At 64.0% G+C, this 21,507-nt stretch carries 22 protein-coding genes and 1 pseudogene; 10 read left to right on the forward strand and 13 right to left on the reverse strand.

The genetic code is table 11. The features are described from left to right. Positions 1 to 16: 16 nt before the first annotated feature. Both AC3WS7_RS15775 and AC3WS7_RS15780 read left to right on the forward strand, forming a co-directional pair. Positions 17 to 295: a hypothetical protein gene (locus AC3WS7_RS15775; RefSeq protein ID WP_492657019.1), complete on the forward strand. Its 279-nt coding sequence runs from the start codon at positions 17 to 19 to the stop codon at positions 293 to 295. A gap of 239 nt (positions 296 to 534) precedes the next feature. After that, positions 535 to 1,152 carry a thioredoxin domain-containing protein gene (locus AC3WS7_RS15780; RefSeq protein ID WP_296472204.1) on the forward strand — a complete coding sequence of 206 codons (618 nt, stop codon included), beginning with the start codon at positions 535 to 537 and terminating at the stop codon, positions 1,150 to 1,152. 113 nt (positions 1,153 to 1,265) lie between these two features. On the opposite strand, the gene AC3WS7_RS15785 is transcribed toward AC3WS7_RS15780, so the two are convergent. The 3 genes from AC3WS7_RS15785 to AC3WS7_RS15795 all read right to left on the reverse strand — a co-directional run bounded on the left by AC3WS7_RS15785 (position 1,266) and on the right by AC3WS7_RS15795 (position 3,278). Further along, a complete protein-coding gene (locus AC3WS7_RS15785) occupies positions 1,266 to 1,889 on the reverse strand; it encodes a YitT family protein (RefSeq protein ID WP_315847934.1) in 624 nt (207 codons plus the stop codon). A gap of 36 nt (positions 1,890 to 1,925) precedes the next feature. Continuing rightward, positions 1,926 to 2,759: a M90 family metallopeptidase gene (locus tag AC3WS7_RS15790; protein WP_492657020.1), complete on the reverse strand. Its 834-nt coding sequence runs from the start codon at positions 2,757 to 2,759 to the stop codon at positions 1,926 to 1,928. A gap of 78 nt (positions 2,760 to 2,837) precedes the next feature. Beyond that, positions 2,838 to 3,278, reverse strand: a complete 441-nt coding sequence (locus AC3WS7_RS15795; protein ID WP_492657021.1) for a universal stress protein — start codon at positions 3,276 to 3,278, stop codon at positions 2,838 to 2,840. Positions 3,279 to 3,682: 404 nt separating this feature from the next. Between AC3WS7_RS15795 and AC3WS7_RS15800 the strand changes: the two genes are divergently transcribed. The 5 genes from AC3WS7_RS15800 (at position 3,683) to trxC (ending at position 8,286) form a co-directional block, all read left to right on the forward strand. Further along, complete coding sequence (locus tag AC3WS7_RS15800) at positions 3,683 to 4,582, forward strand: hypothetical protein (protein ID WP_492657022.1); 900 nt, start codon at positions 3,683 to 3,685, stop codon at positions 4,580 to 4,582. 106 nt (positions 4,583 to 4,688) lie between these two features. Next, on the forward strand, positions 4,689 to 5,894 hold the full coding sequence (locus tag AC3WS7_RS15805) for a YjgN family protein (RefSeq protein ID WP_492657023.1): 1,206 nt from the start codon (positions 4,689 to 4,691) through the stop codon (positions 5,892 to 5,894). Positions 5,895 to 5,897: 3 nt separating this feature from the next. Next, positions 5,898 to 6,977: a M48 family metallopeptidase gene (locus AC3WS7_RS15810; protein WP_492657024.1), complete on the forward strand. Its 1,080-nt coding sequence runs from the start codon at positions 5,898 to 5,900 to the stop codon at positions 6,975 to 6,977. A 38-nt stretch (positions 6,978 to 7,015) separates the two neighbouring features. Then, positions 7,016 to 7,840, forward strand: coding sequence for an alpha/beta fold hydrolase (locus AC3WS7_RS15815; protein ID WP_492657025.1), 825 nt, complete (start codon positions 7,016 to 7,018; stop codon positions 7,838 to 7,840). Positions 7,841 to 7,845: 5 nt separating this feature from the next. Continuing rightward, positions 7,846 to 8,286 (forward strand): thioredoxin TrxC, encoded by a 441-nt coding sequence (gene trxC / locus AC3WS7_RS15820; RefSeq protein ID WP_492657026.1) that lies wholly within the window; start codon positions 7,846 to 7,848, stop codon positions 8,284 to 8,286. 6 nt (positions 8,287 to 8,292) lie between these two features. Here the strand turns inward: trxC and AC3WS7_RS15825 are convergent, their stop codons facing one another. Next, positions 8,293 to 9,000 (reverse strand): SOS response-associated peptidase, encoded by a 708-nt coding sequence (locus AC3WS7_RS15825; RefSeq protein WP_492657027.1) that lies wholly within the window; start codon positions 8,998 to 9,000, stop codon positions 8,293 to 8,295. Between the two features lie 74 nt (positions 9,001 to 9,074). Continuing rightward, on the reverse strand, positions 9,075 to 10,046 hold the full coding sequence (gene ylqF, locus AC3WS7_RS15830; RefSeq protein WP_492657028.1) for a ribosome biogenesis GTPase YlqF: 972 nt from the start codon (positions 10,044 to 10,046) through the stop codon (positions 9,075 to 9,077). 176 nt (positions 10,047 to 10,222) lie between these two features. On the opposite strand from ylqF, the gene AC3WS7_RS15835 reads away from it, so the two are divergent. Next, positions 10,223 to 10,756: a hypothetical protein gene (locus AC3WS7_RS15835; protein ID WP_492657029.1), complete on the forward strand. Its 534-nt coding sequence runs from the start codon at positions 10,223 to 10,225 to the stop codon at positions 10,754 to 10,756. A gap of 466 nt (positions 10,757 to 11,222) precedes the next feature. Here the strand turns inward: AC3WS7_RS15835 and gshA are convergent, their stop codons facing one another. Further along, positions 11,223 to 12,758, reverse strand: coding sequence for a glutamate--cysteine ligase (gene gshA / locus AC3WS7_RS15840; protein ID WP_492657030.1), 1,536 nt, complete (start codon positions 12,756 to 12,758; stop codon positions 11,223 to 11,225). Between the two features lie 153 nt (positions 12,759 to 12,911). Between gshA and AC3WS7_RS15845 the strand changes: the two genes are divergently transcribed. Further along, entirely contained in the window at positions 12,912 to 14,108 is a 1,197-nt protein-coding gene (locus AC3WS7_RS15845; protein ID WP_492657031.1) for a sensor domain-containing diguanylate cyclase, read from the forward strand. Between the two features lie 9 nt (positions 14,109 to 14,117). Here the strand turns inward: AC3WS7_RS15845 and AC3WS7_RS15850 are convergent, their stop codons facing one another. Then, positions 14,118 to 15,032: an SDR family oxidoreductase gene (locus AC3WS7_RS15850; RefSeq protein WP_492657032.1), complete on the reverse strand. Its 915-nt coding sequence runs from the start codon at positions 15,030 to 15,032 to the stop codon at positions 14,118 to 14,120. Between the two features lie 119 nt (positions 15,033 to 15,151). Between AC3WS7_RS15850 and AC3WS7_RS15855 the strand changes: the two genes are divergently transcribed. After that, positions 15,152 to 16,006: an NUDIX hydrolase gene (locus AC3WS7_RS15855; protein ID WP_492657033.1), complete on the forward strand. Its 855-nt coding sequence runs from the start codon at positions 15,152 to 15,154 to the stop codon at positions 16,004 to 16,006. A 74-nt stretch (positions 16,007 to 16,080) separates the two neighbouring features. Here AC3WS7_RS15855 and AC3WS7_RS15860 read toward each other — a convergent pair whose 3' ends face one another. The 6 genes and pseudogenes from AC3WS7_RS15860 to AC3WS7_RS15885 all read right to left on the reverse strand — a co-directional run bounded on the left by AC3WS7_RS15860 (position 16,081) and on the right by AC3WS7_RS15885 (position 21,395). Then, complete coding sequence (locus AC3WS7_RS15860) at positions 16,081 to 17,031, reverse strand: tRNA dihydrouridine synthase (protein WP_492657044.1); 951 nt, start codon at positions 17,029 to 17,031, stop codon at positions 16,081 to 16,083. Between the two features lie 47 nt (positions 17,032 to 17,078). Then, positions 17,079 to 17,588: a GNAT family N-acetyltransferase gene (locus AC3WS7_RS15865; RefSeq protein ID WP_492657034.1), complete on the reverse strand. Its 510-nt coding sequence runs from the start codon at positions 17,586 to 17,588 to the stop codon at positions 17,079 to 17,081. A 35-nt stretch (positions 17,589 to 17,623) separates the two neighbouring features. Beyond that, positions 17,624 to 17,710, reverse strand: a pseudogene (locus AC3WS7_RS15870) (dihydrofolate reductase family protein); the annotation flags it as partial. Further along, positions 17,703 to 19,259 (reverse strand): alkyl hydroperoxide reductase subunit F, encoded by a 1,557-nt coding sequence (ahpF, locus tag AC3WS7_RS15875; protein ID WP_492657035.1) that lies wholly within the window; start codon positions 19,257 to 19,259, stop codon positions 17,703 to 17,705. The pseudogene AC3WS7_RS15870 and the gene ahpF, both read right to left, overlap by 8 nt. 176 nt (positions 19,260 to 19,435) lie before the next feature. Continuing rightward, positions 19,436 to 19,999 (reverse strand): alkyl hydroperoxide reductase subunit C, encoded by a 564-nt coding sequence (gene ahpC, locus AC3WS7_RS15880; protein ID WP_492657036.1) that lies wholly within the window; start codon positions 19,997 to 19,999, stop codon positions 19,436 to 19,438. A gap of 106 nt (positions 20,000 to 20,105) precedes the next feature. Continuing rightward, positions 20,106 to 21,395, reverse strand: a complete 1,290-nt coding sequence (locus AC3WS7_RS15885; RefSeq protein ID WP_492657037.1) for a DUF3422 family protein — start codon at positions 21,393 to 21,395, stop codon at positions 20,106 to 20,108. Positions 21,396 to 21,507 lie beyond the last annotated feature (112 nt).

A 21,507-nucleotide genomic window follows, 5' to 3' on the forward strand; every position in this document is an offset into this window, starting at 1 on the left:
CTGACCCGAGCACACTATGGCAGATGCCGGCGCCACACGCAATCCATCGGGGCTGGCTACTGCAGAAATGATAGTGGGACGCATTGCCGCCACGGCCCTGGCGAGGCCAAATTCAAAAAAAACGAAAAAAACTTACCCCAAATTCATGGAGACAACGTTGTGGATAACCACCGGAACAAGCCGCCAAAACCGCGCCAGCCGTGGCTTGCCACACGACGCCTATTTTTTAAGCAGCCCAAGACATGCCTGGTGTGAAAGGGTGCAGTTTTGTCAATGGAGGGAAAAACTGTGCTAGCAAAAATGAACCGAAAATGAAAATCCAGAAATCGTTTTCTCACCCCGCAAAGTTGCACCCGTAAACTGTGCGTGACTTTGTGGATAACTATGTTCACAAGCGGCAAAACCCGCGCCAACAGGGGCTTTGCCAAGGGTGCCTGCAAAATGACCAACCCGGGAACCTTTTGGCTGCTGGCACACTCCACCCTTGTTGAACCTTGCTTGCACGGTTCTGCCCCCCAACTCTTCTGAACACCCATGCTGAAAGCTACCCCAACGCCCCGCGCCCAACGCCAACGCTTGCACCTGCTGGCCCTGCCCCTGGTGGCTGCCATGGCCGGTCTCGCAGGCTGCTCCAAGTCCGAAGAAACAACACCGGCCGCCGCACCCGCCAGCGCCCTGCCTCCCGCCCAGGCCTATGAAAAAGTGGCCACCACCAGCAAGGGCTTCACCGTGGGCGCATTGATGAGCGCCAACCCGGTGTTTGTCCTGTTTGACCCCCAGTGCCCCCACTGCGGCCACTTGTGGAACACCTCCCAGCCCTTGCTGGGCAAGGTCAAGTTCGTCTGGGTCCCGGTGTCTTTCATCAACGGCAAAAGTGCGCCTCAGGGTGCCGCCATTCTGGCGGCAGGCAACCCAGCCGAGTTCATGACCGCACACGAAGCCTCTTTGCTCGCTGGCACCGGCGGAGCCCCACTGCCCGCCAGCATGTCGCCTGAACACGAAGCCACCATCAAGGCCAACACCGAGTTGTTCAACAGCCTGAAGGTGGAGTCGGTGCCCTACATCCTGGCCAAGAACCTCAAGACCGGCACCGTGGTGACCAACGCGGGCGCCATGGAGACCGCGGCGCTGGCCGAGTTCCTGGGTGTGTAAACCCTGAGCGGGGCGGTGGCGCTGGGCTTGCGTGCCTTTCTTCGCCCTGCCCCGCAGCATGGACTAGCGCCTGCGCCGCGTGGCCCTGGTCGGCACCTGCATGACGACGAACGCTAAAGCACTGCGTAGCGCCCGGGCCGGTGGTTGATGGCGATGAAGAGATTCATCACCACGGCTGCCAGCACCGAATAGGCCACCCGCACCGGGTCCACCACAGTCAGGGCCAGCAGCACAATGGTGCAGTCCATGCCCATTTGCACCACGCCGGCGCGCCAGCCGCGCGACTGCTGCAGGTACAGCGAGACGATGGTGGCGCCGCCCAAACTGGCGCGGTGCCGCGCCAGAAACAGGCAGCCCGAGCCCAGCAGCAACCCGCCCAGCACTGCAGCATAGGCCGGGTGCAGCCGCTCGATGGCAAAGAGGCGCGGTGACCACTCGGCCATGGCCGACAAAAACGTGATGGCCACAAAAGTCTTGAGCGTGAACTCGCGCCCCATGCGGCGCCAGGCAAACCAGTAAAACGGCAGGTTGATGAGGAAAAACAGCTTGCCCAGGCTCACCCCCGTGGCGTAGTGCAGCACAAAGGCCACACCCGCCGTGCCGCCGGTGAGCAGCCCCGCCTGCGCAAACAGGATGAGTGCCAGGCTGACGAACAGCGTGCCGGTGAAGATGGCCTGCGCGTCTTCGAACAGCGTGTGCGTGTGTACCGGGGTGGTGAGGGCGTTCATATCGGGCATGGAGCAAACATTGTGCCGTGCCCCACGCCCCAGGCCTTACCAACTCGCCGGATCGACCCTAAAAAAGCCGCGCAACTCCGCGTACACCTGCGGGTACTCGGCCGCCAGCGCGCGGCCCTGCTCAAAAAACACCTCGCTCACCACGGCAAAAAACTCCGCCGGATCTTGCGCTCCGTAGTGGTTCAGCAGGCCCTGCTCGCCCATGAAGACCTGCTGGCGCAAATGCTCGTAGGCGTCTTCAAACACCCGCTGCCAGCGGGCGGCGTTGTAGCGCGCATCCCCCAGCACTGGCAGCGGTGCGCCTACGGCACGGCCGTTCTCCTGGTCCAGCTGGTGGGCAAATTCGTGGATCACCACGTTGCGCCCGTCATCCGCAGTGGCCGCGCCATCCAGCGTGTCTTGCCAGGACAGAATCACCTGCCCCTCGCCCCAGGATTCACCCGCCAGCGCCTCGCGCTGCTCCTGCTGCACACCGGCAGCATCGGTATGGCGGCGGTTCACCACAAAGGCACCGGGGTACATGAGGATTTGCCGCACCTTGGGAAAGTAAGCCGCCGCGTCGGGCCGGTTGAGCAACAGCAAACAGGCATTGGCCGCCACCACCACCCGCATCTCTTCGGTCACCTGCAGGCCGGCGCAGCCTATAAAGGTTTTCTCGGCCACAAACACCTGGATGTGCTGCTTGAGCTGCAGCTGCAGGTCGGCTGGCAGGCGGGCCACCATCGGCACACGGCGGCGCAGCAAGGTGCGCCAGTGTTTGGGAAAGGGCTGCGCCTGCAGCCCACGGCGCCGGGTGCGCTGCCACCAGGGATAGCCCAGCAACCAGGCCAGGAGCCCGGCAGCAGCCAGGCAAAACACAACAAAGGCCACAGGGCTCCGATCCAAAGCGTTGCAGGAACGCCGTAGCTGGAGGCCGCGTGGCCGTTTTCAAGCCATGGGCTCAGGCCCTTATCGCGTCACCAGCACCGGCACCGGGCTCTCAGCCACCACCTTGGTGGCCACGCTGCCCAGCATCAGGCGAACGATACCGGTTCGGCCGTGGGAGCCCAGCACAATCAGGTCGGCCCCCACTTCAGCCGCGGCCTGCACAATGCCGCTGGCCGCGGTCACCCCCTCCACCAGCTTGGCCTGCATGGCCACCACCGGGCCGCCTTCGCGGCACAGGGCGTCTGCCTGGGCATGGGCCTGGGCAGCCAGTTCCTGCGCGGCGGCGGCATAGGCCTGGTAGCCCATGGGATTGGCCTCACCCACACCCAGGTAGGGGTAGGGGTCAGACACGTACACCGCGGTGAGCTGGGCGCCATGGGTACGCGCCAGGCCCACGGCCAGGGAGCCAGCGTGGGCCGAAGCGGTGGAGCCATCGGTGGCCAAAAGAATGTGTTTGAACATACGCACCTCGCCTTCCAAAAAATGAACCAAGCTCCATGCTGCGCGCGGGCCGCGCTACAGTCATTGATATAGATCAGGTGCCGCACAGATGCAAGTCTGTCACTCTATTGCTATATTTTTGGTAGCTATTTGCGCATATTCCACGCTGGCTACAGCCCTATTTTACCTAAAAACCGATGACACCCCCCACTTGGCGCCCGACCCTGGGCGGCAAGTCCATCAACACCAACAACGGGAACGAAACCGCGGAGCGGCCTGCACCGCAGCTGCTACGAAGACGGCAAACAGACCGCCGACGACGCCCGGTTTGAAGGCGGCTCACGCAAGGCCTACACCCGTTGGGGAGCTGTCACACAAGCGGGCTACACTGGGATCAAGAGAAAAACAAGGGACACGAGCCACCCATGATCCCGTCGTTGAGACATCTGCTTGCCACGCTTTTGTTGGTCTGCCCCTTGTGGGCGCAGGCACAGACCATGCGTTATGCCTACCCGCCCCCCGAAAGCGGCTCCGATGTGCGCCTGAACTACTACTGGGAGCTGCTGCAGGCCGCACTGGACGCGACAAGTCCCAAATGGGGCCCCTATGTGTTGCAAGCCAGCCCCAAAGTCATGAATACGGGTCGGGCAGAGTTGCTGCTGACTACGGCCACCGACATCAGCGTCATGACTCGCACCACCAGCGTCGCACGCGAACAGGCACTGCGCCCCATCCGCATCCCGCTGGACAAGGGGCTGACCGGCTACCGCCTGTTTCTCATCAAGGCGGACACGCAGGCATGGACCGACCCCGTGCGCACACTGGAGCAGTTGCAGTTGTTGTCGATTGGCCAGGGGGCCACCTGGGTCGACACCGAAATCCTGCGTGCCAACGGATTCACGGTGGTCACCGCACCCACCTATGATTTGCTGCTGCCGATGCTGGATTCCAAACGCTTTGACCTGTTCTCGCGCGGGGTCAACGAAATCAGCCATGAGCTGACCAGCGGCAGCCGCGTCTACCCGGGACTGGCCATCGAGCGCAAGCTGCTGCTCTATTACCCGCTGCCGCGCTACTTCTTCTTCCCGCGCACGGCCGAAGGTGAGCGTCTGGCGCAACGCGCCGAGGAAGGCTTGCGCCTGCTCATGAAAAGCGGCAAGTTCGAGAAGCGATACCAGATTTTCAAAAAATCCATCCTCAGCGAGTTGCATCTCAGCGGGCGGCGTGTCTTCAAGATCAGCAACCCCTTGTTGCCCGCCGAAACCCCACTGGCCGAGCGTGAACTGTGGGACACGCTGGAGCCCGAGCTGCGCGCCCGACCCTGAACGCTTGGCCCGCCACAGGCGCCAAGAAAGGCGGCTGCATCGCTATATGATCGTGGCTACAACAGAGGGCGACAAGCCCCAACCACTTTCAAGGAGGACTCCCCGCATGCAACATGCAGACACTGCCACGTCCGGCGCAACCCATCCCTTCGACGCGCCCGACACCGAGGTGCAAGTGCCCACCTCGACCAACCAGATCCCCATCGCCTTCACCGGCTCCGGCAGCGAGTACTTCCGCATCTGGATCGTCAACCTGCTGCTGATGTTGGTTACGTTGGGCCTCTACTTCCCCTGGGCCAAAGCACGCCGCCTGCGCTACTTCATGGGCAACACACTGGTCGGTGGCCAGCCCCTGGGTTTCCATGGCGATCCCAAAAAAATGTTCAAGGGTTATGCCCTGGTCGGCGTTCTTTTCATCCTGTATTCAATCGCGGGCGAGTTTTCCAGCATGGCCGGTCTGGTGGCCCTGGTGCTGGTCGCCGGCTTGTGGCCTGCGCTGTTCAAGTCGTCCATGCAGTTCCGCCTGGCCAACACCAGCTGGCGCGGCTTGCGTTTTCGGTTCACCGGCGATTTGCCCAGCGCCTACCGGGCGGTGTTGCCCTTGTTCCTTCCCGGCCTGGTCCTGGTCGGAGGACTCGCTTTTGTCAACGATGAGTCTGCACCACCTGCCTGGTTCGGCTTCCTGGCCTTGGGGGTCATGCTGACCACACTGGCCATCACCCCCTGGCTGATGTGGAACCTCAAGCAATACCAGCACAACCACTACAGCCTGGGCCACCTGCAAACCAGCTTCCGAGCCTCGGTGGGTTCTTTTTATCTGCTGGCGCTCAAGATCATCGGCATGTGGTTGATGGCCATCGTGCTGCCCGTGGGCATTCTGTTTGGCCTGGCTTCCGGCATGGAGGGGCTGGAGGGCATGCGCAGACAAACCGGCATCTGGATGATGGCTGCCGCCTTCCTGCCAGCCCTGCTGATCATGCTGGCCGTGCTGGTCGGTATCAAGCCCTACGCCGTAGCCCGCCTGCAAAACCTGGTGTGGACCAAAACCGGCAATACCGAGCTGCGTTTTGTGAGCACGCTACGCGTGCGTTCCCTGCTTTGGGTCACCCTCAAGAACTGGCTGCTGATCGTCATCACCCTGGGCCTGTACTGGCCTTTCGCCGCCGTGGCGCTGGCGCGTGTGCGGCTGGAGGCCGTGAGCGTCAAGTCGCGCGCCAACCCGGATCTGCTGGTTTCGCAGGTGCACCCCCGTGAAGGCGATGCGGCGGGGGACGCTGCCGGCGACTTCTTTGGCCTGGATGTGGGGCTCTGAGCCGTGCACAGTGCCGGCAGCTCCCTGCCCGCCACCTACTTTGACGGCCGCAGCGCCCGCGCCCAGCCTGTGACACTGCAGCTGCTGGGCGAGGGCCGGCAGCGCAGCCTGCACATCCAGGGCGAGGGCGTGGACCTGCGGGTGCCCGCCCACCAGGTGCAATGGCCCGAGCGCACGCGCCACGGCCAGCGCCTGGCCCACCTGGCCAGTGGCGGCCATGTGCAATGCGACGACGGCCCCGCCTGGGACGCCTGGGCGCAGAGCCAGGGCCAGCGCGAATCACTGGTTGTGAAGATGCAGCAGAGCTGGCGCTGGGTAGCCGGCAGTGTGACGGTGCTGGTTGCGCTGGTGGTGGCGCTGCAGCTCTGGGGCCTGCCCTTGGTGGCGCGTGCCGTGGTGGCCGCCACGCCACCCGGCATCGAGCAAAGCCTGGGCGAAAGCACCTTGGCCGCCGTCGATGAAGCCCTGATGCAGCCTAGCCAACTGCCACAGGCCGAGCAGGCGCGCATTACCCAGGCCTTTACGGACGCGGTGGCGCACCAGGACGCGGCCAGCCAGCGTTCCTGGAGACTGGTCTTTCGCCAGAGCAAGATCGGCCCCAACGCCCTGGCCCTGCCGGGTGGCACCATCATCATGACCGACGAGATGGTGGCCCTGGTGAATGCCGACACCCGGGTGCTGACCGCCGTATTGGCCCACGAGCTGGGCCATGTGCAACAACGCCATGGCCTGCGCATGCTGGTGCAGGCCACCGTGTTGGGCGCCTTAGGCGCCGTGGTACTGGGAGACTTCAGCACCCTGCTGGCAGCCGTGCCCGCCCTGCTGGGCCAGGCCCATTACTCGCGCGAAGCCGAACGGGAGGCCGATGCCCATGCCGTGCAGGTGCTCCAGGCTGCGAGCCTGTCCCCCCTGCACATGGTCACGCTGTTTGAGGCGCTGGAACACGAGCGTCAGCAAAAAGCCAAAGACTCCGTCGATGGGAAAACCGAGGCTGAAGACAGCCCCTCCTGGCTCGGCATTGCCTTCGCCTCGCACCCGTCCGATGCGGACCGGATTGCCTACTTTCGGGCTGCAGCCCAATAAGCACAAGCGCAAGCAGCTACTCATTCAATAGCAAACCCATGAGCCAACACAGTTTTTACGTCAACGAGACCGAGGTCTTCCTGGAAGGCCGGGGCAGCCACACGGTGGTGATGCTGCACGGCTGGCCCGACACCTACCGCCTGTGGGACGGCATGGTGACCGCCCTGGCACCGCAGTACCGCTGTGTGCGCTTCACCATGCCCGGTTTTGAAACTCCGCACAACGGCAAGGCCCGCTCGCTGGCAGAGATGACCGCGCAGCTACTGGCGATTGTGGACACGGTGAGTCCGCAGCAGCCCGTCACGCTGCTGCTGCACGACTGGGGCTGCATTTTTGGCTACGAACTGGCCATGCGCCACCCCGACCGGGTGGCGCGCATCGTGGGTATCGACATTGGCGACCACAACAGCGGCGCCTACCGGCGCGCGCTGGGTACCAAACAGAAGCTGCAAATCCTGGGCTACCAGCTCTGGCTGGCGGGGGCCTGGGGCCTGGGCGTGTTGGGGAGCGAAGGCCTGGCCGATCGCATGACCCGCTACATGGCCCGCATACTGCGCTGCCCGCTGGCGCCAGCGGCCATCCACTGGCACATGAACCGGCCCTACGCCATGGCCTGGCTGGGCGCAGCCGGTGGCCTGCGCCACACGCTGCCGGTGCGGCCCCAGTGCCCGCTGTTCTACGCCTACGGCACACACAAGCCCTTCATGTTCCATTCGCCACGCTGGCTGGAAACGCTGGCCCGCAACCCGGCCAATGTCGCGTTGGGCTTTCGCAGCGGCCACTGGGTGATGCTGGACCAGGCCGAGGCACTGCAAACCGCCGTACGCCAGTGGCTTGAAAGCCCGGCCAACCGCCCCAGTTAAAGGGCATGACCGACGCCCTGCACATTGTTTGCCCCCACTGCCACACCACCAACCGCGTGCAACACGCCCAGCTGGGCAGCGCACCCGACTGCGGCAGTTGCAAGAAACCCCTGTTTGTAGCCCAGCCGGTGGCGCTGGACGAAGCGGCCTTTGACAAACACATCGCGCGCAACCACATCCCGGTGCTGGTGGACTTTTGGGCCCCCTGGTGCGGGCCCTGCCGACAGATGGCACCGGCATTTGCGCAAGCCGCCGCACAGTTGGAGCCGCAGCTGCGCCTGGCCAAGGTCGACACCGAAGCGGTGCCGAATCTGGCCGCACGTTTTCAGATCCGCAGCATTCCCACCCTGGCGCTGTTTGCCGGGGGCCGGGAGATTGCACGCCAGCCCGGCGCCATGGGCACGGCGGATATCGTGCGCTGGGCACGCAGCCACCTGGGGCGCTGAGGCGTTCTAAAACAGCGAGAGGTTCGGTGCCTCGGGTACAGCCCGGTCCAGCGGGGCTGCAGCGGCCACCAGGTCTTCGGCTGGCGCCGCACGCATGAAGTCCCCCGCCTGCTGCGGGCTGGCCTGCAGCCAGTCGGCATAGTGCGCAGGCGGCACGATCACCGGCATGCGTTTTTCCTCGTCGGGCCGGTGCATGCGGCCCATCACCGCGTGGCCATCGGCATTCACCGTGAGCACCGTGAAGCTGCCCTGCACACTGCCCGTGGCGGGGTCGGTCCAGCGATCCCACAGGCCGGCCACGGCAAAGGGTTGGCCATCGGCGCGCGCAATGCGCCAGCGCGTGGGGCGGCCGCTGTTGGCTGCGGCATCTTCCCAGCTGGGCTCAAAAAAACACTGCATCGGCACCAGCACCCACTGGCGGGCGGCCCAGGCGGTACGAAAGCTGGGCTTGCTGGCAGCGGTTTCGCTGCGTGCGTTGTAGGTCTTGCGGCTGATATCGCGCGCCTGCGCGGCATCCGGGCACCAGTGCGGCACCAGGCCAAACTGTGCCGGCCGCAGCGCGGCCAGGCTGTTGCCAGCACCACCGCGGCGCAGGGCCACCGGCGCGCTGTAGCCTGGAAAGATGTCTTCCAAGTGGCCCAGCGGCGGCTCCAGCGGGCCCAGGCGCTCGGCCAGAAAGGCCGGGTTGGCTGCGGGCCGGAAGTTGATGCACATGGCAGCGACTCAGTTTGCTATGAATTCAGGAGCTGCTTGCGCAATATCCACGAGGGCTAGATGCCTATTTGGTTCTATTCCTCGGTCCCGGCGTCGTCCACGCGCGGTGGGCGGGGCACTTTCTTGAAGCGGATCTTGCGGTCCAGCTCGATAGCGTCTTTCTTGAGCTGGCGCTCGGCATCCAGCTTCTGACCCACGGCCAACCAATCGGCAAACTCGGCGGGGGTCTCCAGTGTCATCCGGCCGATGGCGCAGGCCCGGAAGTCGTGGATCACGATCTCGGCCGCCTTCTGCAGGTTGATCTTGCCGCCGCTTTGCAGCGCACCGCGCTTGCGGCCTATCGCGTCCAGCAGCTGTTCGTCGGTTTGCGCGGCCACACCGGTCAGCTTGTAACGCGCCTCCAGCGCGTTGGCGTAGTGCTGGCGCAGGTAATCCAGCAGCTCCAGCGCCACCTCTTCCTCGTCAAAGGCGTTCTTGCCAATGGCGCCGCTGGCGGCCAGGTTGTAGCCGCTCTTGGCCACAATGATGCGCGGCCACAGCACGCCGGGTGTGTCGTAGAGGTAGAAGTCGTCCGCAATGGTGATGCGCTGCTCCAGCTTGGTGACACCGGCCTCGTCGCCGGTCTTGGCGGCGCGCTTGCCCTTCAGGGTGTTGATGAGGGTGGACTTGCCCACGTTGGGAATGCCGCAGATCAGCACGCGCATGGGCTTGGCCATGCCGCCGCGGTTGGGGGCCAGCTCGTGGCAGGCGGCCACCAGCGCACGCGCGGGCGTGGTCATGCTGGCATCCAGCGGGAGTGCGCGCACGCCGGGCATGGCGTTGTAGTGCGCCAGCCAGAGTGCGGTGCGCGCGGGATCGGCCAGGTCTTGCTTGTTCAGCACTTTGAGCGCCGGTTTGCCTGCGGTCATCTCGGCCAGCATGGGGTTGGCACTCGATCCGGGCAGGCGCGCGTCCAGCAACTCAATGACCACATCAATCGCCTTGATGCGGTCCTGGATCGCCTTGCGCGTCAGGTGCATATGCCCCGGGAACCACTGAATTGCCATGCCGTGTCGTCTTTCTGCCTGTGCGCTAAACCCTGCATTGTCCGGCATGTGCCGCCCCTGCCCTGCTTAGGCAGGCGCCTCTAGGAAAGAGGCGGGATTTAAGGTGCCTTCACTAGGGGGGCTTTGGAGAATGCAAGGCACTGGTTTTTCATTCATCCACTTTGCAGGAGTTTTCCATGGCCAACAAGAAACTGTCCACCGTGACCACCGAACTGATCGCGTCTTATGGCAACACTGCCAAGAACGTGATCAATGCCTACCGCGTGGGCAATGCCCGTGCCGTGGGTTATGTCGACCAGTCCTGGGCCGCTGCGGTCAAGAAGGCTGGCAACCGCATCAGCGCCGAAGTGCGTACCAACGCCGTGGCCGCCCAAAAGAAAGTCACCTCCCTCTACACCCAGGGCGTGACGCTGACCACCGACGGTGCCGACAGCGCCGTCAACAAGGCCATGGAACTGGCCGGCAAGGGCCTGGAGCAAGTGGCGGCCAACGCCAGCCGCTTTGAGAAGAGCACCGGCCTGTCCACGCTGAACACGATTGCGGTGGCTGCTGTGCCCGCCGCGGTGGCGGTTGGCAATGTGGCCGCCAAGCTGGAAGCCCAGAGCGGTGTGCTGGTGAGCAAGATTGCAGGCTCCAAAGTGAAGGCCAAGGCGGCGACTGCCAAGCGCGCTGTTGCCAAGAAAGTGGCTCGGGTTCGCAAGGCGGCCTAAGCTTTCTGCTCGTCTCCACTAAGCCGGCATTGGATGCCGGCTTTTTTGTTTTTGGGGTTTTGCTTTTTGAACACCCACTCCCCCAGCCCCTCGCCCCGTCGGCGAGGGGAGCCTTTCAACAGCCATATTTGGTGGTTGCGCGCCGACTGCGTGGCGACTGGGGTGATGTTGCCGCTGCTACTTCACACCACGGCCTGTGCCAACGGTTGTGGAACTTCAGAGGAGTGTGTTTGCCAACGCTGGCGGCTGCGCTCGCCAGTGGCTCCGCACCAACATGTGTGCATTCACCACAACCGTTGGTGCTGGCCGTGGCGTACCTATCCGTCGGTGACGGCTCTTGTGTAGCTCCGTAACCGGAGACTGCCTCCAAATCGGCAGTTAAAGGCTCCCCTCGCCGACGGGGCGAGGGGCTGGGGGAGTGGGTGTTAAAAAAACCAGTCCCACCAGAGAAAGAAAAGCCGCGCCGTCAGCCCACCTTGACCGCCCGCGCCTGCAAGCGGTGCGGTGCCAGGTATTCCTTCAGGTACACATCAAACGGCATGGTGTCCGCCGCCTCGATGGCGCGTTGCGCGTCCCAAGACGCTTGCGACTCTGCCGCAAAGCGTGCAGCCACCGCCGGCGCCGGGGGGGTCTGCAACATGGCAGCACGGGTTTGCTCCGACTGTGCGCGGGCAAAGGCCACAAAGGAGCCGTCGTGCTGCTCGGTAATGGCGCGCAGCACACGGGCCGAGGGCAAGGTGTCGGGGTGCTGCAAGGCATGCTGGGCCGCTTGCACGGCGCGGCTGTAGGCGTCAGTGCCATGGGCTGCATCCAGCGCCTGTGCAATGCCCACCATGCCGTCGAGAAGCTCTTGGCCCCAGCTGGTCAGTGTGACTTGGGTGTCACCACGCTGTAGCAACAGGCCGGGCTCGCGGCCGCGCTCGGCCACCGCATGCTGGTTGCGGCCCACGGCGGCAATCTCTTGCGGCGTGTCGTCAGGGCTGGCGACAGACAGACAGTGCAGCAAAAACACGTCCAGAAAGCGCATGGTCTGGCTGTTGATGCCCACAACCTCAAACGGGTCCAGGTCCATCAGGCGCACTTCCACGTACTCCACACCGCGCTCGCGCAGGGCGTGCAGCGGACGCTCGCCAGCAAAGGTGACGCGCTTGGGGCGGATGGTGCCGTAGAACTCGTTTTCAATCTGCAGCAGCGTGGTCGCCAACTGCTTGTAGACGCCGTCTTCCCCGCGCACACCCACCGTCTCATAGGGTGCATAGGGTTGGGTCAGCGCGCCGTGCAGCGAGTGGGCATAGCCCTCCAGGCTGTTGTAGCTCACGGCCAGCGAGGCCTGGGCATCGCTCTGGTAGCCCAGACGGCCCATGCGCAACGAGGTGGCATAGGGCAGGTACATGGTGCCTTCGCTCAGCGGCTGGAGCTGGTGCTGGCGGCCCGCCACAAAAGACGCACACACCGCGGGCGAGGCGCCAAACAAATACAACAGCAAAAATGCATGGCGACGGAAGTTGCGAATCAGCCCAAAGTACTGCTCGCTGCTGACATCGGGCAGCGACCAGTTGTAGTGAATGCCCGAGATGGTTTGCATGCGCCGACCGTAGCGGTGGCCCAGGCCACGGCGGTACACGGTCTTGGACTGCGCCACATTCGATGAACCGTATTGGCCCAGCGGAATCGTGTCGTCATCCGGCAAGCAACAGGGCATGCTGGAGACCCACAGGCGCTCATCGCCCATGGTGCCCAGGGTGAACTGCTGCACATCGGCCAATTCCTGCAAGCATGCCTCGGGATCTGCATGCACACCGGTGATCAGCTCGACCTGCGATTCGCTGAAATCGGTGGTGATGTGGGGGTGGGTGAGGGCCGAGCCCAGCGCCTGGGGGTGCGAGGTCATCGCCAGCATGCCGCTGGGCAGCGCGCGCAGGCTTTCTTTTTCCACACCCCGGCGGATGCCGCGCAGGCGGTCTGCTGTCAGGGCACTCAGGGCCGCTTCTCTACTGTCCATGCCTAAGGGCCCTTCCATTTTTCTTCGGGGCGCAAAGTTACCACAGGCGGGCATTTGCTGCAGGCGCCGGGTTGAGTTTGCAGGTTTCAGGCAACTGGGGTTGGGCGGGCAGATTTCAAGGGAGAGGCCCAGCGGCTGGTGAATAATGGCTTGGTGGAAACATCCGAACTGATGGTTTGGTCCTGCATGCTCGGTGGCCTGTTAACCATGGCAGCCGTGGCGCTGGCCGACGTACTCATGAACCGCAGCGTCGCATCGTGGCGCGGGCTGATTTTCGTGCTGATGCTGGGCAGCTGCGCCATGCTGATGACCAGCCTGCCCGCCTTGTGGTTTCCCGAGCTCTCGCCCACCATCTGGCTCACCCTGAAGGCCAGCCTAGGGCCGCTGTGCGGCGCCTTGTCGCTGATTTATCTGGGCCTGTGGCTGGGCACCGCCGCGGAAGACCGCGTCGTCTACTACTGCCTGGCCTGGGGTGCCACGGTGTTGATCGGCACCTCGGTGTTGCTGGCGTTTTGGGCGCTGAACTACGAAGGCCAAAGCCCCGAGGACGTGATCAAAGTGGCGGCCGGTTTCAGCGGCGCAGCCGTGCTGCTGGCGCTGGGTGTCTCTGTGCGCGCCCATGTGCTGGGGGACGAGTTGGCCCGCTGGATGGTGGTGGCCTGTGTTTTCCTGGCGGGCATGAGTCTGGGGCTCTACACCTACACCCTGCACCCGGCCTGGTTTGGCTGGCAGGGCATGGCGCTTACCGCCTTTTGCACCGTGGCCTACTTTCTGCTGGCCACCGCCTTGGCCGTGCGGCGCAACCGGCAGCACCGCAAGTTGTTGCGCCTGGCGGGCCTGGCCCAGGGGGCGGACCCGGCCACCGGCTTGCCCACGGGCTCGGTCCTGCTGTCCAAGGTGGACGATGCTTTTTGGCGTGGCGCCCGCATGCACGGGCAGTGCACCGTGGTGTGCCTGCACCTGCACAACCTCTACGAGCTGGGCGAATCCGCCGGCCACCGGGTGGACCAGCAAATCCTGACCTCCATCACCGCGCGCATCCGCCGTGCGGTGGGCTTCCGGTGTGTGGTGGGCCTGTACCACCCGCGCTGCTTTGTGGTGGTGATTTCGGGCATCAAACACGAGGAATTGGTCGAGCGCACTGTGCTGCGCCTGCGCATGGTGCTGTCCAAACCGCTGAATGTGGTGGGCCTGGACGAAGCCTTCCACACCTTCATGCCGCGCTACGGCATGGGCGTGGTCACGGTGCATGCGGCCAGTGCCGATCCGGTGGCGGTGGTGGACGAGGCCGAGCGACGGTCATGGGAAAACGCGGGCAGCGCACCGCCCGCGGCAGCTACCGTTTTTTGAACCCCGGGCTCAGCGCCCACCCAGTTGGGCCATGGCACGTGCCACTTCCTGGCCGCCCTGTGCAGCACCACTCTCCGGCACCGTATCGCCCGCACGCGCCAGCACTTGTTGCAAGTTGGCCGCCAGTGTTTCGGGGGCTTGGGCTTCCAGCCCTATCCATGCGCCTTGTGTGAGCGTGATGTGCGCCGCCTCCACACTGCCAGCACCGGCACACAGCGTGGTGCGCGTAGGCGCGCCTTCGGACACCAGCACCAGCATGGCAGGCACCACGGCTTCGGGCTTGAGGGCTTCGAGCACCTGGGGCGGCATCAGGCCCTCGGTCATGCGGGTGGCCGCCGTGGGGGCCAGGCTGTTGACATGGATATTGTTTTTGGCACCTTCCAGGGCCAGGGTCTGCATCAGGCCCACCAGCGCCAGCTTGGCCGCGCCGTAATTGCTCTGGCCGAAGTTGCCATACAGGCCGGAGCTGGAGGTGGTCATCAGAATGCGGCCGTACTTCTGTTCGTTCATGTGGGGCCACACCGCCTTGCAGCAATGCACCGCGCCCATGAGGTGCACATCCACCACGGTGCGGAAGTCGGCAATCTCCATCTTGGCAAAACTCTTGTCACGCAGGATGCCAGCGTTGTTCACCAGAATATCCACTCGGCCCCAGGCGTCTATGGCCTGCTGCACCATGGCCTGCACGGCCTCAAAGTCGGTGACGGACGCACCGTTGGCCATCGCCTCGCCGCCCGCCGCGCGGATCTCGGCCACCACCGACTCTGCTGCGGAGAGCGAACCGCCGGAGCCATCGCGCGCACCGCCCAGATCATTCACCACCACTTTGGCGCCGCGTGCAGCCAATGCCAGCGCATGTTGGCGACCCAAGCCGCCGCCTGCGCCCGTTACGATGGCCACGCGGCCTTTGAAATCCAGATTCATGACTCGTCTCCTCGGGTTGTTGGATCAGACCAAGGGCAAGTCCGTAGGCCCACAGTCAGCTGCAGGTACTTTAATTCAAGCAGTTGCTCACCAAAAAACAAAACAGAAATAACAGTCCCATGCAAGACACCCTCAGCCCCGCCAGCGGCACGCCGCGCGATGCCTCCACTGTCGTGCTGCTGCGCGATGCCCGCCACGGACTGGAAGTGTTTTTGATGAAGCGCAGCGGTCTGTCGGACACCTTTGGCGAGGCCTATGTGTTCCCCGGCGGCAAGCTGGACGCGCACGACAGCAGCCCCGCCGCCCTGGCCGCGCTGGACGAGCCTGCCTCCGCATTGGCGCAGCGCCTGGGCGAGCCTGCACAAAGCCCCGAGCTGGCCGCCGGCCTGTATGTGGCGGCCTTGCGCGAGCTGTACGAAGAAGCCGGCGTGTTGCTCAGTGCTGCCAGCAGCCGCCCAGCCGGTGTCGCACCTGCCGACTGGCAGGCTTGGGTGGATGCCTCTGCCGCCCAGCTGGCGGCCAGCGCACTGGTGCCCTGGAGCCGCTGGATCACACCACGCATGGCCGCTTTAAGCAAAAAGCGGTTTGACACGCGCTTCTTCCTCGCGCTGGCACCCAGTGACCAAATCGCCAGCCACGACAACTACGAGACCACCGCCAGCATCTGGCTGCCACCGGTCGAGGCCCTGCAGCGCTACCACCGCGGCGAGATTGAAATGGCGCCGCCCCAGATCATGAGCCTGGGCCACCTGGCCCGCTACACCACGGCGGCAGAGGTGCTGGCAGCAGCCCGCGCCCAATTGCCACCCTGCATCTGCCCCGAAAATTTTGAGGAGGACGGCAGCGTCATCCTCAGCTACCCCGGCGACCCGCGCCACTCGGTGCCCGCGCGCGCCCTGCCCGGCCCCACCCGCATGGTGGTGCGCAACAAACGCTTTGTGCCCGTCGACGGGCTGGAGAGTTTGTGGGCCTGAAGACCGACCCAGCATGCTATTGATTTAGGAGCTATTCGCGCAATATCCACGGTGGCTAGAGACCTGTTTGATGCTTAAACAGGGATAGACCGGTGAATCCAGGCATCCACATCGCTGGGCTTCACCAGCGTGCGCATCTCGTCAAACGCGGTCTGGGCTTCGGGGTAGTGGCGGCGCAGCAGGTTGAGCCACTGCTTCACACGGCCGGCCTGCTGCTTTTTCTCCAGACGCGTGCTCGCCACTTGCCAGAAGGCGTGCATGAGCGGGGCCAGGTCTTGCCAGCTCCAGTCCTCACCGGGCTGGCCCAGGTTGCCCCCGGCTGGCCCCATGGCGGCCAGGATGCTGCGGGCCAGCGCCGGGCGGGCCACAATGCCGCGGCCCAGCATCAGCGCGTTGCAACCGCTCTGCGCCACCGCCGCTTGCGCGTCTTGCACGTTCCAGATTTCGCCATTCACCACCACCGGCACCTGCACCGCACCCCGCACATCGGCCACGCGGTCCCAGTAAGCGGGCGGGCGGTAGCCCTGGGCCTTGGTGCGGGCGTGCACCACGATTTCGGCGGCACCGCCGGCCTCCAGCGCACGGGCGCAATCCAGGGCCAGGCTGTCATCGTTGTAGCCCAGGCGCATCTTGGCCGTGACGGGAATATGGGCCGGCACCGCCGCGCGCACGGCGGCCACGATGGCGTGAAGAATCTCGGGGTCTTGCAAGAGCGTGGCGCCACCGCCGTGGCGGTTGACCACCTTGGCCGGGCAGCCGAAATTGAGGTCAATGCCGGGCGAGCCCATCTCGGCCAGGCGGGCGGCGTTCTCGGCCATGCAGGGCGCATCCGACCCCAGCAATTGCGGCCACACCGGCACACCGGCATAGGTGCGCGCCCCGAAAGCCAGCTCGGGCACGGTGCGCAACATGGCCTTCTCGGACATCAGTGTGTGCGTGATGCGGATGAACTCCGACACGCACTTCTCCACCCCGCCCACACGGGTCAGGATGTCGCGCAACACAAAATCGAGAAGCCCCTCCATGGGGGCGAGGTAGATACGTACGGGCACAGTTTGGGGATCTTGCAGGGTCAAGGGGTAGCAGGCAACTGGCGCCACATGTACACCTTGTTCTTGAAGCCACTGGGGGTCCGTATGGCCATGGGTTCGGTGCCAAAGGGCTCAAAGCCGGCCGAGCGGTAGAGGTTAACCGCAGCGTCGTTGCCCTCGGTCACGGTCAGGTTCAGCACCTGGATTCCGGGCCGCTGGCCAGCCAGCGTTATGAGCCCATCCAACAGCGCCCTGCCCGCACCCGTCGCGCGAAATGCCGGCGTCACATACATGCCCAGCACATGCGCCTTGTGTCGCGTTTTGGGTTTGGCCGAAAACTCCAAGGCCACGGTGCCGATCAGTTCTTGGCCCTCAAAGGCGCCCAGCACCACGCTGTGTGCGTGGGTGATGCGTTTGACCCACCAGGCGTCTGGCTCCGCCGCCCGCTCCTGCGGTGTGGAGGTGAAGGCATCGGCCGCCAGCGCGTAAGCCTCCAGCATCAGCGCCCGGTAGCGGGTCGCGTCAGAAGGTTGGAGTGGCGCGACATGCATGGCTGGATATGGAGGTGGTGAGGACAGGCGAGATTATCCCGCCCCAGTATCCAAGCGCCTACGCTCTGAAAGCCACGCGCAGCAAAGTCTTCGTCCACACCCGTTTCGCCACGGTCAGTGCCGGATCAAGTGGTCAAACGCACTCAGTGCCGCCGTAGCACCCGCCCCTGCGGCGATGACGATTTGTTTGTACGGCACGGTAGTGCAGTCGCCTGCGGCAAACACGCCGGGCACGTTGGTGTGGCCTTTGGCATCCACCACGATTTCGCCGAACTTGCTCAGGTCCACCACGCCCTTCAGGAACTCGGTGTTGGGCACCAGGCCGATTTGCACGAACACACCATCCAGCACCACGTGGTGTTCCACGCCGGTCGCGCGGTCCTTGTATTTCAGGCCGTTGACCTTGCCATCCGCACCGGTGATTTCGGTGGTCTGGGCATTGGTGTGCACGGTCACGTTGGGCAGGCTGTTGAGCTTCTTCACCAGCACGGCATCGGCCTTCAGTTGGTCGGCAAACTCGATGACGGTCACGTACTTCACCACGCCCGCCAGATCGATAGCGGCTTCGATGCCAGAGTTGCCACCACCAATCACGGCCACGTCTTTGCCCTTGAACAGGGGGCCGTCGCAGTGCGGGCAGTAGGCCACGCCTTTGTTCTTGTACTCCTGCTCGCCGGGCACGTTCACATTGCGCCAGCGGGCGCCGGTGGACAGGATGACCGTCTTGGCCTTGAGCGTGCCGCCGTTGGCCAGCACCACTTCGGTCAAGCCTCCTGCGTCTGCCGCGGGCACGATTTTGTCGGCACGCTGCAGGTTCATGATGTCTACGCCGTAGGAACGGGTCTGGGCTTCGAGGGCGGCGGCGAACTTGGGTCCGTCGGTCTCTTGCACCGAGATGTAGTTCTCGATGGCCATGGTGTCGTTCACCTGGCCGCCAAAACGCTCGGCCGCCACACCGACGCGGATGCCTTTGCGTGCGGCGTACACCGCCGCTGCAGCACCCGCGGGGCCACCGCCGACGATCAGCACGTCAAACGCATCTTTGGCAGACAACTTGGCGGCGTCTTTGTCGGCAGCGCCGGTGTCGAGTTTGGCGACAATTTCTTCGACCAACATGCGGCCGTTGCCGAACAGCGCGCCGTTCAGGTAGACGCTGGGCACGGCCATGATTTCGCGGTCGTTGATCTCGTTCTGGAAGGCACCGCCTTCGATGACGGTGGTTTTGACCTTGGGGTTCAGGATGGCCATGAGGCTCAGGGCCTGCACCACGTCCGGGCAGTTGTGGCAGGTGAGGCTCATGTAGACCTCGAAGTTGAAGTCACCGTCCAGGCCCTTGATCTGGTCGATCACGTCCTGCTCCACCTTGGGTGGGTGGCCACCGCTCCACAGCAGGGCCAGCACCAGGGATGTGAATTCGTGGCCCAGGGGCAGGCCGGCGAAGCGCAGGCTGGTGTCAGTGCCAGCACGCTTGAGGGCAAAGGAGGGTTTGCGGGCATCCGTGCCGTCATAGGCCACGGTGATCTTGTCGCTGCGCAGGCTTTGGATGGTTTGCAGCAGGTCGCGCATTTCCACCGAGTTGTCGTCCTCACCGAGGGACGCCACGATCTCGATCGGCAGCGTCACGCGCTCCAGGTAGGCGCCGAGTTGGGATTTGAGGGTGTCGTCGAGCATGGTGATTCCTTAAATTAGTTCAGCATTTACTACTGATTTGATAGCTGCTCGCGCATATTCCAAGCGGGCTACAGCCATATTTTGGGTATAAAAAAGCCGGACGGCCTTGCACACATGCGCAAGGACGCTGTCCGGCCGGGGAGCGCACTGGGCGCTCCACCTTGTGAGCCGCTAGCTTAGATCTTGCCGACCAGATCCAAAGAAGGGGTGATGGTCTTGGCGCCTTCGTTCCACTTGGCAGGGCACACTTGGCCGGGGTGGGCGGCGGTGTACTGGGCAGCCTTCAGCTTGCGCAGGGTTTCCTTGACGTCACGTGCGATCTCGTTGGAGTGCACTTCCATGGTCTTGATCTGGCCTTCGGGGTTGATGATGAAGGTGCCGCGCAGTGCCAGGCCTTCTTCGTCGATATGCACGTCAAAAGCGCGTGTCAGGGCGTGGGTGGGGTCGCCGATCAGGGGGAACTTGGCCTTGCCCACTGCGGGGGACGTTTCGTGCCACACCTTGTGTGCGAAGTGGGTGTCGGTAGTGACGATGTAAACCTCGGCACCCGCTTTTTGGAATTCAGCGTAGTTGTCAGCTGCGTCTTCCACTTCGGTGGGGCAGTTGAAGGTGAACGCTGCGGGCATGAAAATGAACACGTTCCACTTGCCCTTGATGGTTTCGTTGGAAACGGTGATGAATTTGCCGTTGTGGAAGGCTTCGTTCTTGAAAGCCTGAACTTGCGTGTTGATCAAAGACATGTGGGTTTCCTCTAAAAATAGCCGTTCGATGAGTGAACGGGGTGAATCTTAGAGCGATTGCGCCATGTTTTGGGTTGATTGATCCAATCAACCACATTGACTTTGCCTATGACGACCGAAACACCCGGTGGTGCAGGCGGCGCAAAGACCACCAGACGCTGACCGCCACCACCGGAATGGCCGCCGCCGCCGTCATCTCGGAACTCCAGGGCCAACCCCAGTGCTGGGCACCCTTGGCCAGGTAACTGGCCAAGCCCACGATGTAGTACGTGATAGCCGCCACCGACAGGCCTTCCACCGTGGACTGCAGCTTGAGCTGCATGCCCTGGCGGCTGTTCATGGTGGCCAACAGGGCCTGGCTGCTTTGTTGCTGCTCAATCTCCACCCGCGTGCGCAGCAGGTTGCTGATGCGCGAGACGCGTTGCGACAGCGCATCTTGCCGCCGGCTGGACCACGCACAGGTACTGCGTGCAGGCGTGAGGCGGCGGTCCATGAACTCGCGGATGGTTTGCATGCCGGCCAGGCGCGACTCGGCAATGTCTTCAATGCGTTTGTCCACCAGCTCAAAGTAGGCTGCGCTGGCCGAAAAACGCGAATGGGTGGCCGCGTGCTGGCTTTCCACCTGGCCCGCCAAGCGGGTCAGCCGGTCCAGCAATTGGGGCTCATCGTCACGCGTGGCACTGCGAATGGCTTCGGCCAGTTCGGCCAGTTCGCGCTCGGCACTGGCCAGCACCGCAGACGCCTCACGCGCTGCCGGTAGCCCCAACAGCGCCGCCATGCGGTAGGTCTCAATCTCCAGCAGACCTTGCACCAGGCGGCCCAGGCGGCGCGGCGTCATGCCACCGGCCAGCAGCACGATGCGCGAGAAGCCATCGGCATGCACCGCAAAGTCGGTGTAGACCTCGCCAAAACCATCGGCTACGGTAGAAGCCACCAGGGTTTCTTCGTGCAGCACCTGGCGAATCCACGGCCCCGTATCCACGTCTTGCGTGGGCAACACCCACAGGTGCAGGCTGGCCAGGCACTCACCGGGCAAGGCCGAAAACCACTGCTGCGGCACCGCATCCAGCGCCAGTTCGGGCTCACGCTCGGCGCCGGCCTGCCCTGCAATCGGGCGCATAAACGTCCAGGTGACGAACTCGGTGTGCAACTCCCAGCGCACGCGGTACAGCCCGAAGTCCATGCGGATATGGATGGACGCAGCATCGGGCGCTGGCAGGTGGTGGTCGCGCGCCAGTGTGGCCATGTGGGCCCGGCTGGCATCACGCTGCTGCGCGTTGCACACCATCACCACATGCGACAGCGCCATGGGCAAGCCCATGGGTTCTGGCGGGCGGGCATGGACCTCGTTGTGCAGCGACAGGCGCTGGGCGTGTTGTGCGGGTAAAGAGTTCAACGCTGGGTCCAGATACCTAAGAGGATCAATCCTCCACAAACGCCTCTTCACGCTTGGCCTTGATAGAAGGCATGAGGACCACGACCAACAGCAGCACGGCCGCCGCCAGCAA

Source organism: Rhodoferax sp. EU05-FHT12H12 (assembly GCF_058791215.1).

What these genes read in the sequence shown, in the direction of transcription:
- AC3WS7_RS15815 (WP_492657025.1), top strand. Translation starts at nt 7,016, where the DNA reads ATGAGCCAACACAGTTTTTACGTCAACGAGACCGAGGTCTTCCTGGAA.
- AC3WS7_RS15805 (WP_492657023.1), top strand. Translation starts at nt 4,689, where the DNA reads ATGCAACATGCAGACACTGCCACGTCCGGCGCAACCCATCCCTTCGAC.
- ylqF (WP_492657028.1), bottom strand. Translation starts at nt 10,046, where the DNA reads ATGGCAATTCAGTGGTTCCCGGGGCATATGCACCTGACGCGCAAGGCG.
- AC3WS7_RS15865 (WP_492657034.1), bottom strand. Translation starts at nt 17,588, where the DNA reads ATGCATGTCGCGCCACTCCAACCTTCTGACGCGACCCGCTACCGGGCG.
- AC3WS7_RS15850 (WP_492657032.1), bottom strand. Translation starts at nt 15,032, where the DNA reads ATGAATCTGGATTTCAAAGGCCGCGTGGCCATCGTAACGGGCGCAGGC.
- AC3WS7_RS15835 (WP_492657029.1), top strand. Translation starts at nt 10,223, where the DNA reads ATGGCCAACAAGAAACTGTCCACCGTGACCACCGAACTGATCGCGTCT.
- AC3WS7_RS15775 (WP_492657019.1), top strand. Translation starts at nt 17, where the DNA reads ATGGCAGATGCCGGCGCCACACGCAATCCATCGGGGCTGGCTACTGCA.
- AC3WS7_RS15825 (WP_492657027.1), bottom strand. Translation starts at nt 9,000, where the DNA reads ATGTGCATCAACTTCCGGCCCGCAGCCAACCCGGCCTTTCTGGCCGAG.
- AC3WS7_RS15860 (WP_492657044.1), bottom strand. Translation starts at nt 17,031, where the DNA reads ATGGAGGGGCTTCTCGATTTTGTGTTGCGCGACATCCTGACCCGTGTG.
- AC3WS7_RS15795 (WP_492657021.1), bottom strand. Translation starts at nt 3,278, where the DNA reads ATGTTCAAACACATTCTTTTGGCCACCGATGGCTCCACCGCTTCGGCC.
- AC3WS7_RS15785 (WP_315847934.1), bottom strand. Translation starts at nt 1,889, where the DNA reads ATGCCCGATATGAACGCCCTCACCACCCCGGTACACACGCACACGCTG.
- ahpC (WP_492657036.1), bottom strand. Translation starts at nt 19,999, where the DNA reads ATGTCTTTGATCAACACGCAAGTTCAGGCTTTCAAGAACGAAGCCTTC.
- AC3WS7_RS15780 (WP_296472204.1), top strand. Translation starts at nt 535, where the DNA reads ATGCTGAAAGCTACCCCAACGCCCCGCGCCCAACGCCAACGCTTGCAC.
- AC3WS7_RS15800 (WP_492657022.1), top strand. Translation starts at nt 3,683, where the DNA reads ATGATCCCGTCGTTGAGACATCTGCTTGCCACGCTTTTGTTGGTCTGC.
- gshA (WP_492657030.1), bottom strand. Translation starts at nt 12,758, where the DNA reads ATGGACAGTAGAGAAGCGGCCCTGAGTGCCCTGACAGCAGACCGCCTG.
- trxC (WP_492657026.1), top strand. Translation starts at nt 7,846, where the DNA reads ATGACCGACGCCCTGCACATTGTTTGCCCCCACTGCCACACCACCAAC.
- ahpF (WP_492657035.1), bottom strand. Translation starts at nt 19,259, where the DNA reads ATGCTCGACGACACCCTCAAATCCCAACTCGGCGCCTACCTGGAGCGC.
- AC3WS7_RS15855 (WP_492657033.1), top strand. Translation starts at nt 15,152, where the DNA reads ATGCAAGACACCCTCAGCCCCGCCAGCGGCACGCCGCGCGATGCCTCC.